This window comes from Micromonospora sp. NBC_00898 (genome assembly GCF_045207895.1).
GTDB lineage: Bacteria > Actinomycetota > Actinomycetes > Mycobacteriales > Micromonosporaceae > Micromonospora.
The window spans coordinates 5,299,803-5,312,754 of sequence record NZ_CP108775.1; the positions used below are offsets into that span (position 1 = coordinate 5,299,803).

Annotated in this window: 12 protein-coding genes, 1 tRNA gene and 1 pseudogene; 3 read left to right on the plus strand and 11 right to left on the minus strand. The window is 68.3% G+C overall.

From position 1 onward, the window contains the following. Nucleotides 1-99 precede the first annotated feature (99 nt). Together OG799_RS25720 and OG799_RS25725 are read right to left on the minus strand one after the other, a co-directional pair. Complete coding sequence (locus tag OG799_RS25720) at nt 100-1,887, minus strand: adenylyl cyclase (RefSeq protein WP_406038339.1); 1,788 nt, start codon at nt 1,885-1,887, stop codon at nt 100-102. Between the two features lie 121 nt (nt 1,888-2,008). Continuing rightward, complete coding sequence (locus tag OG799_RS25725) at nt 2,009-2,362, minus strand: winged helix-turn-helix transcriptional regulator (RefSeq protein ID WP_406038341.1); 354 nt, start codon at nt 2,360-2,362, stop codon at nt 2,009-2,011. A gap of 124 nt (nt 2,363-2,486) precedes the next feature. On the opposite strand from OG799_RS25725, the gene OG799_RS25730 reads away from it, so the two are divergent. Beyond that, on the plus strand, nt 2,487-3,335 hold the full coding sequence (locus OG799_RS25730; RefSeq protein WP_406038342.1) for an SDR family oxidoreductase: 849 nt from the start codon (nt 2,487-2,489) through the stop codon (nt 3,333-3,335). Between the two features lie 61 nt (nt 3,336-3,396). On the opposite strand, the gene OG799_RS25735 is transcribed toward OG799_RS25730, so the two are convergent. Next, nucleotides 3,397-4,173: an HAD-IIB family hydrolase gene (locus OG799_RS25735; RefSeq protein ID WP_406038344.1), complete on the minus strand. Its 777-nt coding sequence runs from the start codon at nt 4,171-4,173 to the stop codon at nt 3,397-3,399. A gap of 583 nt (nt 4,174-4,756) precedes the next feature. Here OG799_RS25735 and OG799_RS25740 point away from each other — a divergent pair. Next, the gene (locus OG799_RS25740; protein WP_406038346.1) at nt 4,757-5,344 is read left to right on the plus strand and encodes a dihydrofolate reductase family protein; all 588 of its coding nucleotides are present in this window, start codon (nt 4,757-4,759) and stop codon (nt 5,342-5,344) included. A gap of 208 nt (nt 5,345-5,552) precedes the next feature. Here the strand turns inward: OG799_RS25740 and OG799_RS25745 are convergent, their stop codons facing one another. The 4 genes from OG799_RS25745 to OG799_RS25760 all read right to left on the minus strand — a co-directional run bounded on the left by OG799_RS25745 (nt 5,553) and on the right by OG799_RS25760 (nt 8,971). Then, the gene (locus OG799_RS25745; RefSeq protein WP_357115311.1) at nt 5,553-6,560 is read right to left on the minus strand and encodes an RNA polymerase subunit sigma-70; all 1,008 of its coding nucleotides are present in this window, start codon (nt 6,558-6,560) and stop codon (nt 5,553-5,555) included. 96 nt (nt 6,561-6,656) lie between these two features. After that, a complete protein-coding gene (locus OG799_RS25750) occupies nt 6,657-6,794 on the minus strand; it encodes a hypothetical protein (protein WP_406038348.1) in 138 nt (45 codons plus the stop codon). 466 nt (nt 6,795-7,260) lie between these two features. Beyond that, a tRNA-Arg gene (locus OG799_RS25755) sits at nt 7,261-7,333 on the minus strand. A 606-nt stretch (nt 7,334-7,939) separates the two neighbouring features. After that, nucleotides 7,940-8,971, minus strand: a complete 1,032-nt coding sequence (locus tag OG799_RS25760) for an aldo/keto reductase (protein WP_406038350.1) — start codon at nt 8,969-8,971, stop codon at nt 7,940-7,942. A 158-nt stretch (nt 8,972-9,129) separates the two neighbouring features. On the opposite strand from OG799_RS25760, the gene OG799_RS25765 reads away from it, so the two are divergent. Beyond that, a complete protein-coding gene (locus OG799_RS25765; protein ID WP_406038352.1) occupies nt 9,130-9,513 on the plus strand; it encodes a nuclear transport factor 2 family protein in 384 nt (127 codons plus the stop codon). A 32-nt stretch (nt 9,514-9,545) separates the two neighbouring features. On the opposite strand, the pseudogene mgrA reads toward OG799_RS25765, so the two are convergent. The 4 genes and pseudogenes from mgrA to OG799_RS25785 form a co-directional block, all read right to left on the minus strand. Beyond that, nucleotides 9,546-10,571: pseudogene (gene mgrA / locus OG799_RS25770) on the minus strand (L-glyceraldehyde 3-phosphate reductase). A gap of 30 nt (nt 10,572-10,601) precedes the next feature. After that, on the minus strand, nt 10,602-10,895 hold the full coding sequence (locus OG799_RS25775) for an aldo/keto reductase (protein ID WP_406038354.1): 294 nt from the start codon (nt 10,893-10,895) through the stop codon (nt 10,602-10,604). A 36-nt stretch (nt 10,896-10,931) separates the two neighbouring features. Beyond that, entirely contained in the window at nt 10,932-12,176 is a 1,245-nt protein-coding gene (locus OG799_RS25780; protein WP_406037500.1) for an ISAs1 family transposase, read from the minus strand. 140 nt (nt 12,177-12,316) lie between these two features. Next, complete coding sequence (locus OG799_RS25785) at nt 12,317-12,931, minus strand: aldo/keto reductase (protein ID WP_406038356.1); 615 nt, start codon at nt 12,929-12,931, stop codon at nt 12,317-12,319. Nucleotides 12,932-12,952 lie beyond the last annotated feature (21 nt).

A 12,952-nucleotide genomic window follows, 5' to 3' on the forward strand; every position in this document is an offset into this window, starting at 1 on the left:
GGAGCCTATTGCCGGCGATGTGCCCGCGCACCGCGAAGCGGGCGCAGCGCATTCCAACGAATTCTTGTTACATCGCCGGTACGCCGCGCCCGCCCGCTGTCACGGGTAGCTGACCACCGGGCTGGTGCCGTACGAGCCGACGACCGGGGTGCCGGCCTCGTTGACCGTGCGCTCGATGCCGCCGCTGCCGTCGAGGAAGACCGTGACCGCGTCGTGGAAGCGCACGCCGGCCCGCTTCGGCGCTTCGATCGCCCGGTCGCAGCGGATGTCGACGCCCTGATTGAAGTAGGAGTAGACGCCGAGCCCCCACGCCTCGTGCTCGCGCACCTGGTCGGCAACCTGGTACGAAGCCCAGCCCAGCCCGGTCGGGCTGCTCCACGCCGCCTGGCTGGGCGGGTCGTAGGGCAGCTCGCTCTGGTAGAAGACGGTGCGCCCGCGCTCGCCGTTCCAGATCGTCTGGTACCGCTGGTAGTGCTCGACGAAGAGCCCGTACGCGGTCACGTCGTCGCCGTTGACCACCACCCCGGTGTCGGCGGTGTTCGAGGTCCAGCCGATGCCGTTGCCGTGGTCGCCGCGCCAGGCCCAGATGTTGTCGACGATGGTGTGCCGGCTGTTCACCACCAGGCTGGTCACCGCCCGGCCGACGCCGGGACCGCCGATCCGGAAGAACACGTCCTGCAGCGAGATCGGGTTGGTGGCGTGACTGCGGTGGCTGTGCCGCTTGCCGACCTCGACCAGCACCTCCGACTCCTGCGGCCCGGCGTCGACCAGCACGCCGGCGATCCGTACGCCGTCGACGTCCTCGATCCGCAGGGCGGCGTCGCCGGTGGTCGGGGCGAGGCTCGGCATGCCGAGGCCGAGCACCACGGTGTCCGGGCGCTTGACCCGCAGCGCCCGGTCCAGGTGGTAGACGCCGGGGGTGAGCAGCAGGTGCCGCCCCCGGGCCAGCTCCTGGTTGATCCGCTGGGCGGAGTCGATGGGCTTGGCGACGAAGAAGTCGCCCAGCGGCAGCGAGGGCACCGGCCGGGCGCCCGCGCCCCAGGTGGTGCCGGCGGTGTCGTGCCGCAGCCCGGGTACGGCCACCCGCCAGCCACCGTCGGCGTCGACGAAGAGGTACGGCTTCTCCCGGGTCACCGGGCTGGTCGGCAGCGTGGTGTACGGCGGGTTCGGGAAGCCCTGCGCGGGCGCGCCGAGCACCCCGGAGAAGACCTGGTTCCAGACCCCGTTGGTCCAGTCGCCCCCGAGTTCACTGTCCCGGGTCAGCCACTGCTGCTGGGAGCCGTTGATGGTGATGCCGTCCACCTTGGAGTCGGCGATGTAGCCGCCGCTGGAGTAGCCGCCGTTGCCGGGCTCCAGCCAGAGGATGCCCTTGATGTGGACGCGGCGCATCGGGGAGGCCTGGGAGACGGCCCACTGGTTCGACCAGTCGGTGGGCGTGACGGAGAGGTTCTCCGCGGAACGCCAGAAGTTGGTCAGGGCGGAGATGCCGGCCGGCGAGTTCGGGTCGGGCTGGCCGACGACGCGTACCGCGCCGTGGATCTCGACGTCGTCGGGGTGGGAGCCGAGGCCGGCGACGGTGGTGTAGTAGCCGAGCTTGGCGTTGACCTCGTACCGGCCGGCCTTGAAGAGCACGGCGTACCGGTCGGCGCCCATCTCGTTGTGTTCCTGGGCGGCGTAGAGCCGGTCCAGGGTGGACTGGATCTCGGCGGTCGGGGTCGACGGGTCGTACACGAAGACGTTCGGGCCGAAGTCCGGCTCCGCGCGGTCCTCCGCGGCGGCGGGGGCGGCGACGGCCGGCAGCGCGGGAAGTCCGAGGGCGGTGAGGGAGGCCGTCGAGGCGGCGGTGAGGGTGAGGAAACGGCGGCGGGAGGGGTCGAGTGGTCTCATCAGCCTGCCTGTCGGTGGGGTACGGGATCGACCTTGGGCGTGGAGAGCGCTCTCACGACCGGGACGTCCTGTTTCTACCCCGTCGACGCCGGTCGCGCCAGACGGCGCCGGTTCCGGAACTTCAGCGGCCGTCGTAGCGGGCCTGGGCGGCCTCCACCTCGGCGAGGTGGGTGGTGGCCCAGGCCTCCAGGCCGGCGACCAGGTCGAGCACGCTGCGCCCCAGGTCGGTCAGTGCGTAGTCCACCCGGGGCGGGACGGTGGCGTGCACGGTGCGGGTGACCAGACCGTCGCGCTCCAGGCCACGCAGGGTCTGGGTGAGCATCTTCTGGCTGATCCCGTCGATCCGCTCGGCCAGCTCGCCGTAGCGCTTCCCACCGTCGGCGAGGGTGAGGACGACGAGGACGCTCCAGCGGTCGCCGATCCGGTCGAGGACCTTCCGGCTGCCGCAGTTCCGGTTGAAAGGATCCGGGTTCACGCCTTTACTCTCTTTCAGTTCGTACCGAACTTTGAGGTGCCTACTCTCCAACGGGAAGTAAGCCTCGGGTGTTCCCCGTTGCTTCCCGATGACAGTTCCACCTGACAGCACCACGGGAGTTCGCATGTCCATCGTCGTCACCGGCGCCACCGGCCAGCTCGGCCGCCTGATCGTCGACTCGCTGCTCCGCCGGGGCGTACCGGCCGACCGGATCGTGGCGCTCGGCCGCGACACCGACCGCCTCGCCGACCTCGCCGGGCGCGGGGTGGTCACCCGGCAGGCCGACTACGACGACATCGAGTCGCTGCGGGCCGCGTTCGCCGGCGCCGAGAAGCTGATGTTCGTCTCCGGCAGCGAGGTCGGCCGCCGGGCGGCCCAGCACCACAACGTGGTCACCGCCGCCAAGGAGACCGGCGTCGGGCTGGTCGTCTACACCAGCATCGTCAAGGCCGACACCTCCGACCTCCTCCTCGCCGCCGAGCACCGGGCCACCGAGGCGGAGATCCGCGCGTCCGGCCTGCCGTACGTCCTGCTGCGCAACAGCTGGTACCTGGAGAACTACACCGGCCAGCTCGCGACGTACCGCCAGCACGGCGTCGCCGGCGCGGCCGGCGACGGGCGGGTCAGCGCCGCGACCCGCGCCGACTACGCCGAGGCCGCCGCGGCGGTGCTCACCACCGAGGGACACACCAACCGGGTGTACGAGCTGGGCGGCGCCCCCTTCACGCTGGCCGAACTGGCCGGCGAGGTGTCCCGGCAGACCGGCGCCGAGGTCGGCTACACCGACCTGCCGGTGGCGAAGTACACCGAGCTGCTCGTCGCGGCCGGCCTCCCCGAGGGGTACGCGGCCGTGATCGCCGACGGCGACCGGGGACAGGCCCGGGGCGAGCTGGAAGTGGCCGGCGACGATCTGGCCACCCTGCTCGGCCGCGCGCCGGCCACCCTCGCCGAGGCGATCCGCGCCGCGCTGTGACGACTCGGCGCCGCCGCCCCGACCCCCGCGCCAGGGGCGGCGGTGCCGACCGCCCGGCGGGTCAGGCGCGCTGCGCGCGCAGCTTCACCAGGTCGTCGACGAGCGCCTCGACGTAGTCGGCCGTCTCCTGCCAGCGGGTGACGGGCACACACTGGATGCCCATCGCCTTCACCGGGTAGTCGTTGCCGCCGTCGTCCAGCCGATCGCCGACGAAGAGCACGTTGTCGGTCTTCAGGTCCAGGCACTCCAGCAGCTTCCGCATGCCGTACGCCTTGTCCACACCCTTGCGGGTGACGTCGATCGACGTCGACCCGCCGCCACGCACCTCGAGGTCCGGCAGCTTCTCCGCGACCGCGTCCCGCAGCCGCTTCTTCTTGCCGCCGTCCGGGTCCCAGCCGTACTTCTCGTCCGGCGGGGCGGACTGGCCCAGCGCGGAGAAGGTGATCTGGCTGCCCCGGTCCTCGATGACGTCCCCCCAGGTCTTGGCCTCCCAGAGGTCCAGCGCCTTGGCTGACTCGGTCAGGACCTCGATCACCCGGGCCTTGTCCGCCGCGCTCAGGTCCTCCGCGTAGACCTGCCGCCACGCCAAGTCCTGCCAGCGGTAGTAACGGGTGCCGCAGGTGGGCATCAGGTGCAGCCGGCCGCGCTGCTCCTCGGTGAGCTCAAGGTGCGCGAGCACCTGCGACTCGAACTGCTCGAACCGCCCACCGGAGATGATGAGTACCTCGACCTCGTTCAGCAGGTGGCCGAGCAGTTCCGCCATGCGACGATCGATCCGGGACTTGGAAACCGCCAGGGTGTCGTCCAGGTCGAACGCCACCACTCGAAGATCGTTCATCAGGTACCACCATGTCGTCGCGGGCTGGCCAGAACTAGCAGGGTACCGAGTGACGTTCCGGGGGCCCGCGAGGCCCGATCGTCACGCTCCGCGCTCCTCGACGGAGGGTAACAGCCGGGTGTCGGCCAGCACCCCCGGTTCCGCCAGGCCCAACGGCGGAGACGGGGCAACAGTGACGGTCGATCAAGGCGATGACCTGGTGCCCCCGGCTAGAGACAAACCTGCACGGCTTGACCGTGACGTTGCCTGGGTTGAGCTGCGCCGATGCGCGGGCTGACCTCGTGTTCGAGCTGCCAAGGCGGTTGCAGGTTGGCGGTTCCGAACGGTGCTTCGTGCGCTGACGGCCGGCCCGTTGCCGGCGCTCGCACCATGCCCTCCGTGTCGGCCAGGACGCATCAGATCCTGCGGGAGAGTTGTCGGAGTGTCCGCATGTCGGATCGGCGTACGTCTCATGACCGTCTTCGCCGATGCGGTTGGCTGGCCATGTCTGCGCGGTGACCTTGTGTCTGCCAGCAGCGCGCACCGATGAGGTTTTCGCGCAGCGCCCGTCTGTACGTATGAGATCGACTTACGAGAGGCTGGCATGATGCGGAAACTGACCTTCGGCATGAATGTGACCCTGGACGGCTACATCGCCGCGCCCGGCGACGACCTCGGCTGGAGTGGCGGTGAGGGACCGGACTCGTCGCCGAGCGACGAGCTGTTCCAGTGGTGGTCCGACCGGGTGGGGGCGACGGGCCTGGCGCTGTATGGGCGCAAGCTGTGGGAGGCGATGAGTTCCCACTGGCCGACCGCCGACCAGCAGCCCGGCGCCACACAGGCGGAAATCGAGTACGCCCGCCGCTGGCGGGACATGCCGAAGGTGGTGTTCTCCTCGACGACCAGCACGGTCGACTGGAACACCCGCCTGGTCACCGGCGACGCGGTCACCGAGATCACCCGGCTCAAGACAGAGGACGCCGGCCCGATGGACATCGGCGGCGCGACGCTCGCCGGGGCGGCCATGCGGGCCGGGCTGATCGACGAGTACATGCTGGTCACCGTGCCGGTCCTGGTGGGCGGCGGCACGCCGTTCTTCACCGCGCTGGACAGCTGGGTGAACCTGAACCTCGTGGAGACGCGGACATTTCCCGGCGGCGTCGTGCTGACCCGATACGAGACGAGGCGATGAGCACGGGCCAGTTGCTCGGTTCGTGAGGCCGGGTCGAAATCCTTCCTGACGTTCTTCGGGCATCAAGATGCCCCGCCGGCAACGCCGGCGGGGCGGTGGTGTTCGCGTTGTCGCGTTGGTGTTCAGCTGGTCGGGGTGCTCATTCCGCGGTGACTTCGGTGACGCCGGCCCGTGGCGCTGGACTCGTCGACGACGGGGACTTGTCTGATCACAGTGTCGGGGGCAGGTCCAGCCATGGTTTGTCGGTGGCGTCGAATCCGGTGAGCTCGGCGATCTTCCCGTCGACGATGTGCAGGACCGCGATGTTGAACAACCGGTACTCCGGGTCGTCAGGGGTGCGGAGGTACAGCGCGGCGGCGGGCATGCGGTTGACCGTCGTGGCGATACAGCGCCAGTCGTCGTAGCCGGGCTGGAAGAGCCCACCGGAGACCCAGCCGTCCACCGCGTCCTTGGCCGTGATGACCGAGGTGCCCGCCTCGGGCAGCATCACGAAGCGCAGGTCGTCGCGCAGCAGGGACATCAGCCCGTCGAGGTCGTTGCGCTCATGGGCGTCGATGTACGACTTCACCACGCCGCGCTCGTCATTCGACAGCTCGTGGGCGGCGGGGCTCCGCCAGTCGAGGCGGCGGTCGGGCAGCTGCTCGCGCATCGTCACGCGCGCCCGCTGCAGCGCGCTGGTCACCGATGCGATGGTCAGATCGAGGGCGTCGGCGGCCTTCGACGCCGGCCAGCCGACGACGTCGCGCAGGATGAACACCGCCCGCTGCCGCGGCGGCAGGTGCTGGACGGCGACGATGAACGCCAGCTCGATCGTCTCCCGCGCCACCACCGATTCCTGCGGGTCCTCGGGGAGCATCCGGTCGGGGTACGGCTGCAGGTACAGCACCTCGGAGCCGGAGTCCGACAGCCCGGACGGTACGGGTGTGCGGTCATTGCGCTTCTCCAGGAAGTCAAGGCAGACGTTCGTCGCGATCCGGTACAGCCAGGTCCGCAGCGCAGCGTGGCCCTTGAACGACTCCCGCTTGTTCCACGCTCGCAGGAACGTCTCCTGCGTCATGTCCTGGGCGTCCTCGTAGTTCGCAAGCATCCGGTAGCAGTGCACCTGCAGCTCACGCCGGTGGCGCTCCGTGATGAGCGCAAACCGCGCCGTATCGCCTGAGCGAACCACCGCGATGAACGAGGCCTCATCAGCGCCCAGCGGTCTAGCGTCGGTCATGGTCGCCAATCCTTCCACCGGTGCGAGGGGGCTACCAGAACCGACGACGTGGCGGAAGAATTCTGATCGGTGAAGCCGCTGACACCGGGCCGTTCGTCAGGGCGGATGGGTCGGGTCCGATCCAGGGTAGGTGCTCCAGGTCAGACACAGGCCGCCGTAGTACCCGATGAACACCTCGTCCAGGACCCACATCAGCATCACCCGGGCCAGAAACTTGCCTTTCCACCACGCCATCGTCACCGGGCTAGCAACTTCACGCGGCCGGCGGAAACACCCAAACGAGGTGAGGCCCAATCAGAGTGCCGCACTTCGCAGCGACCGGCGAGTGGGCCAAATCAAGATACCGCCCGACCCCGCAACCCAGACACCGGGGCCACTTCAGAATGCCGAACCGGGGCCACTTCAACTTGCCGAAATCAGGCAGGACGCATGCCGGATGAGAGCCACACCAAATTACGGTGGGCAGCCGCGATAGGAGCGATCCCGCCGGTCACCTCGACCAAGCCTGGCCGGGCTGCGGTCGTACCGCCAGTCAACATGTAGCAGCGATCCCGGCGCGTTCCGCGCCCGTACATCGAGCCAACGCGAGGATGCCCCCAGCCGCTCGGCCGGGGCATCCTTAAACGTCTACTCGAACGCGAAACTGGCCTCTACGATCAGTGATCGGCCGGTCGCGCTGCGCGTTTGCAGTTCTGTGACGTGCCCCCGGCAGGATTCGAACCTGCGACACACGGTTTAGGAAACCGATGCTCTATCCCCTGAGCTACGAGGGCGCGAGGGCCCAGCGTACCTGCCAGCGGATACCCACGCGTGCCCAGGAGTGCCCTCCTGCGCTCACCGGTGTCTGCCGCCGTTTGATCGGACCGATGGAGCATACACGGAGCATGCCACCCCCTCCGTAGGCGCCGGGTGCCCACCGACGGCCGAGCGGTGACCAAAGGTGCCCAACTGTGCCGATGACTCACCGAGCAACTTGCGAGCAGAGCCTAGAGATCAACGATCTCCGGAAGTCCGTTGAGGAACAGACCGGGTCCCTACGCTCTGTAGCGGCCGGCTCTTAACGTCGTCGACCTTCTGGTCCAACTACAGAACGCAGGCAAATAACTCTGCTAAGGACCAGCGTGACCGGCTCCAGGCCTGGCCCAATGATGAAGATCAGTTGCGATCCTCGCCCGGTCCGGAGACCGGGCGCAGCGCCGGGCCGGTTGGCGGAAGCGGGGCGTCCAGCCCGGGTTGCGATCCTCGCCCGGTCCGGAGACCGGGCGCAGCATGTTGTCCTGCCCGCCGATCCCGTCCTGGGTGGTGTTGCGATCCTCGCCCGGTCCGGAGATCGGGCGCAGCCACGGTGACGCTGCTGACCCGGGGGCCGCTGGAGTCGCTCAACTGGAGAGGGGCAGGGTACGCGAGCGTTGCTGGACGCCCGGTGTGCCGTACGGATAGTCGGACACGCTCGGCGAGCTGGCCTCGGTGAGCAGAGCTGTCTCCTTCTCCGACAGGTGCAGATCGGCGGCGCCGAGGTTGTCGTCGAGCTGTTCGGGCGTGCGTGCGCCGAGGATCACCGACGTGACGGCGGGGCGGTCCGCGACCCAGGCCAGCGCCACCTGTGACATGGACACACCACGCCCCTCGGCGACCTGCCGCACCGTGTCGATGACCCGCCACGTGCGCTCCTGCGCGTTGCGCGGGGCATAGGCCTCCATGCCACGCTTCGGGTCCTCGCCGAGCCGGGTCGCGCCGGTCGGCACATGGTCACGCGTGTACTTTCCGGTCAACCAGCCACCGGCCAGCGGCGACCACGGCAGGATCCCGATGTTCTCGTTGCGGCACACATCCACCAGCTCAAACTCGATGTCGCGCACCAGCAGGTTGTACTGGGGCTGCAGCGTCACGATCGGCGCGAGCCCGCGGAACTGGGTCAGCAGCGCCGCTTTCTGCAACTGCCAGCCGAGGAAGTTGCTGACGCCCGCGTATCGGATCTTGCCGGCGCGCGCCGCGTCGTCGAAGAAGCCGAGGGTCTCCTCGATCGGGGTCAGGGGGTCCCAGGCGTGCGCCTGGTAGAGGTCGATGGTCTCGACCCCGAGCCGGCGCAGGCTCGCTTCCAACGCCCGGGACAGGTTGGTGCGGGTGAGGCCCGCATCATTGGGCCCGTCCCCCATGGGAAAACGTCCCTTTGTCGCGATGACCAGCTGATCCCGTACCCCCCGCCGGGCCGCCAGCCAGCGACCGACGATCTCCTCCGACAAGCCTCGGGAGTACACGTTGGCGGTGTCGATGAAGTTCCCGCCGCGTTCGGTGAACCGGTCGAGCTGGGCGTGCGACACCTCCTCGCTGCTCTCGTTGCCGAACGTCATCGTGCCCAGGCACTGCGAGGACACCACCGTGCCGGTGTTGCCCAAGGTGCGGTATTCCATCGGTCTGCCTCCCTCGACGAGATCCACCCCGGAGTCTGATCGACCCGGATTGAGCTGTCCAACAGAAGGAACTGATCAATTCGATCGTTGAGAGCGATGAATCTTGGCGCGCCTGTGAACCTGACCCGCTGTCGGTGCTGCCCTGTAGCGTGCGGCCCGTGGACGAGACATCGAGAACCCGAGACGCCGTGCGCGCTTACGTAGAGAGCGCCGAGCAGCGCGACTGGCAACGGCTCAGCGATCTGCTGACTGAAAACATGGTGTACGAGCTGCCGCAGAGCCGTGAACGGATTCCTGGCAGATCGGCTTTCATGCAGTTCAATAAGGAATACCCCGGGGACTGGCATCTTCAGGTACGTCGCATCGTCGCCGATGGCCGTCATGCGGCGGCGTGGATCGATGCATGCGTCGGCAATGAGCACCAGGACGCGTGTATGTGGTTCGAGTTTTCCGATGACGGGCTGATCACTCGGGTCGTCGACTACTGGCCGGAGTCGTACGACCCGCCGTCGGGCCGCGAGCATCTGGTGGAGCGTTGGTAGGCCTCACCTCGAAATCACGCCTCGGGCGGGGACTACTCGCTGCTGGAACGCGCCCAGAGATTGATGCCGGACTCCGTGGCGAATCTGTCGATCTCGGTCAGTTCGTCCTCGGTGAACGTCAGGTTGTCGAGGGCGGCCACGTTGGCCTCCAGTTGTGCGACGCTGCTGGCGCCGATCAGGGTCGAGGTCATTCGCGGATCGCGTAGCGACCAGGCGAGCGCCATCTAAGCCAGCGTTTGTCCACGCCGTGCGGCGATCTCGTTCAATGCCCGGATCTTGGCGAGGTTCTCCTCGTTCAGCGCTTCCGGCGACAGCGAACTGTCTCGGCTGGCGCGCGAACCTTCGGGCACGCCGCCAAGGTAACGGTCGGTAAGCATTCCCTGGGCGAGCGGCGAGAATCCGATGCAGCCGGCACCCTCCTGCTCAAGCACACTGAGGAGATCCTGCTCGATCCAGCGGTTGAGCATGGAATACGAGGGCTGGTGGATGAGCAGCGGCGAGCCGAGATCCTTCAGGATTGCGGCCGCCTCAGCGGTCTTGCCGGGCGAGTAGGACGAGATCCCGACGTGCAGGGCCTTGCCTTGCCGTACGGCGGTGTCCAAGGCTCCCATTGTCTCTTCAAGTGGGATCTGCGGGTCGAAGCGGTGCGAATAGAAGATGTCGACGTAATCCAACCCCATCCGCTGCAGGCTCTGATCAAGGCTGGCGAGCAGGTACTTTCGCGAGCCCCCTTCGCCGTACGGGCCAGGCCACATGTCGTACCCGGCCTTCGTCGAGATGACCAACTCGTCGCGGTACGGCCGAAAATCCTCGGCGAGCAAGCGTCCGAAGTTCTGCTCAGCGGAGCCGTAAGGTGGGCCGTAGTTGTTCGCGAGGTCGAAATGCGTGATCCCGAGGTCGAAGGCGCGACGCAGAATCGCGCGCTGGCTCTCGAGCGGCCGATCGCCCCCGAAGTTGTGCCACAAGCCGAGCGACATTGCCGGTAGGCGAAGCCCACTGCGTCCGCAGCGGCGGTAGCTCATGCTGCCGTAGCGGGTGGGTTCGGCGGTGTAACTCATCAGAAAGTCCCCCGGTATGTGTAGTAAGTGTCAGGCCGCTGCGCCGGCGGCGTCGAGATCAGCGATTTCCTCGTGGGTGAGGACCAGGTCCGCCGCAGCCGCCGAGTCGCGGATGGTCTGAGGTCGGCTGGCTCCAGGGATCGGCACGACCATCGGCGACTTGGCGAGCATCCAGGCGAGGCAGACCTGCTGCGCACTCACGTCGTGCTGCCGGGCGACCCGCTGGAACGCGATGAAAGTTGTGCCGAGATCGTTGGCTCGGGCGACGCCGCCCAGTGGGCTCCATGGCAGGAATGCGATACCCAACTCGCTGCACAGCCGCAACTCGGGCTCGCTGCTCCGGACACGGTCGTTTCAAGATCATGTGGTGAGTTGGAGGATGGTGAAGGGTCGGTGCATGTCGCGGCTGGCCCAGCGGGTGGCTTCGGTGATGTCGTGGCGTCCGGCCAGGCGTATCGCTCCGATGGCGAGGTTGCGGAGGGTGGCCATGATGCGGGGGCCGGAGCGGGTTCGGGTGGTGGAGGCGTCTTCGGCGTAGAGGGTGTCGCGCAGCCAGTGCAATGACTCGACGCCCCAGTGGCTTTGGGTGTAGCCGGCCAGGTCGGCGGGGCTGGCGACGGTGGCGGGTAGGTTGGTGACGCCGAGCGCGGCGGCGGCGCTGGGGTGCTCTCCGGCCAGGTCGGTGACGTAGCGTTCGACGAGGTAGACCTGTGCGGCGTGGGGGAACGGCAGGTCGGGTGGCGCGGGAAGCACCCGGATCGTGCGTCGGGTGATCCGGGCGTGGCCGATGTCGGTGTGGCAGTACGTGATCGGGGTCTGCGACCAGGGCAGGGCGTTGACCGCGGTGTAGAGGGCTTGGCGGTTCTCCTTGACGGGCAACACGTAGAAGCCGTCGCGGGCGTGGATGTGCGCCGCGGTCGCCTTGACGGTGTGTAACGCATCGGCGGTGACCACCGCATCGCGTAGATCCCGGATCCGGTCCAGAACCTCGGTGGCGTGCGGCACCTCGTTGGACTTGGTGTCGATCTGGGTCTGCGCGGCGACGACCGTGACGTCGCCGGGCCGGCCGGCCAACGCCGCGAGGAGGTGAACCTGGGTGCCGTCGGCGTCGGTGGCGCCGCGGACCACCTTGCCGTCGAGGCGTACCTGCATCAACCCCGACGGGCCACTACCGTCGGGCTCACCGGCGGCGTCGGGTGCGGTATCCGGGCGCTCATCGGCCATTCGGGTCATCAGCCAGGTCCCCACCACCTGGTCGAATGTCTGCGCGTCCGTGTCGGTGACGACCCGCCAGATCGTCGCCTTCGACGGCGGGAACCTGACCGTGGGCTTGCCACCGCCGCGTTCGTACAGGCGCCGCCGCAGCGCCTCGGGCACGTCGGCGACCCAGCCGGCGATCGCGGTGTAGCCACGCATCCCGGCCACGACCGCTCCCGCGGCCAACGCCAGGACCACCGCGACCGGGTGATCCCGGCCCTGCTCCGAGCGCCCGTCCGACACCGCGGCGAACAGTTCGAGCAGTCCAACCCGCCCCGCCGTCGCGGGAAGGCAAACCTCGGACGCTAGGGCCGGCGCCTCGACGACCCTGATGGCAGACTGGTCCACAACGAAGCTCCGGGGTGACGTGGATCTGTGAGAGGACCCCATGTCATACCGGAGCTTCGCCCCTATCGACTGAGCGACACACCGCCGACGAGCAGACCGCGGCAGACATCACCGTCCACACGCGACCCGTCCCGAGCAGCTCACCGACCCCACCAGCCCAAGATCAATGATCTTGAAACGCCCGTGCTGCTCCGGAAGGCCGGCGAGAACTGGTTCTGCACTGACACCAGCCGTCCGTCCAGCAGCTCGTGCGCCTGGCGAATCTGCTGCAGGTTCGCATTCGAGATCCCCGCCATGCGGATCTTCCCCTCCGCCAGCAGATCGCTCAGCGCACCGATGGACTCGGCGTAGGGCACCGTCGGATCTGGGCGGTGGAACTGGTAGAGGCCGATCGCCTCCACGCCGAGCCGCTTCAGCGACGCCTCGCAGGCCCGCTTGATGTGGGCCGGAGATCCGTCCACCGTCCAGGAACCGTCGCCGGGACGCAGATGGCCGCCCTTGGTCGCCACCAGGGTTGGGCTGGTGTCACCGGGGTAGGTGGCGAGCGCCTTGGCGATGAGGAGCTCGTTATGGCCGACCTCGTCGGCGCCGATGTGGTAGGCGTCGGCGGTGTCGATGAGCGTGACGCCTGCGTCCAACGCGGCGTGAATCGTGGTGATGGAGCGGCGTTCGTCGGGACGGCCCTCGATCGACATGGGCATGGCACCCAACCCGATCTGCCCTACCTGCACCTCGCCGATGTGGCGGGTCTGCATATGACAACCTCCGACTTCACA

Excerpts from the sequence above, each read along its gene's own strand:
- OG799_RS25720 (WP_406038339.1), bottom strand. The coding sequence starts at position 1,887 with ATGAGACCACTCGACCCCTCCCGCCGCCGTTTCCTCACCCTCACCGCC.
- OG799_RS25730 (WP_406038342.1), top strand. The coding sequence starts at position 2,487 with ATGTCCATCGTCGTCACCGGCGCCACCGGCCAGCTCGGCCGCCTGATC.
- OG799_RS25735 (WP_406038344.1), bottom strand. The coding sequence starts at position 4,173 with ATGAACGATCTTCGAGTGGTGGCGTTCGACCTGGACGACACCCTGGCG.
- OG799_RS25740 (WP_406038346.1), top strand. The coding sequence starts at position 4,757 with ATGATGCGGAAACTGACCTTCGGCATGAATGTGACCCTGGACGGCTAC.
- OG799_RS25745 (WP_357115311.1), bottom strand. The coding sequence starts at position 6,560 with ATGACCGACGCTAGACCGCTGGGCGCTGATGAGGCCTCGTTCATCGCG.
- OG799_RS25750 (WP_406038348.1), bottom strand. The coding sequence starts at position 6,794 with ATGGCGTGGTGGAAAGGCAAGTTTCTGGCCCGGGTGATGCTGATGTGG.
- OG799_RS25760 (WP_406038350.1), bottom strand. The coding sequence starts at position 8,971 with ATGGAATACCGCACCTTGGGCAACACCGGCACGGTGGTGTCCTCGCAG.
- OG799_RS25785 (WP_406038356.1), bottom strand. The coding sequence starts at position 12,931 with ATGCAGACCCGCCACATCGGCGAGGTGCAGGTAGGGCAGATCGGGTTG.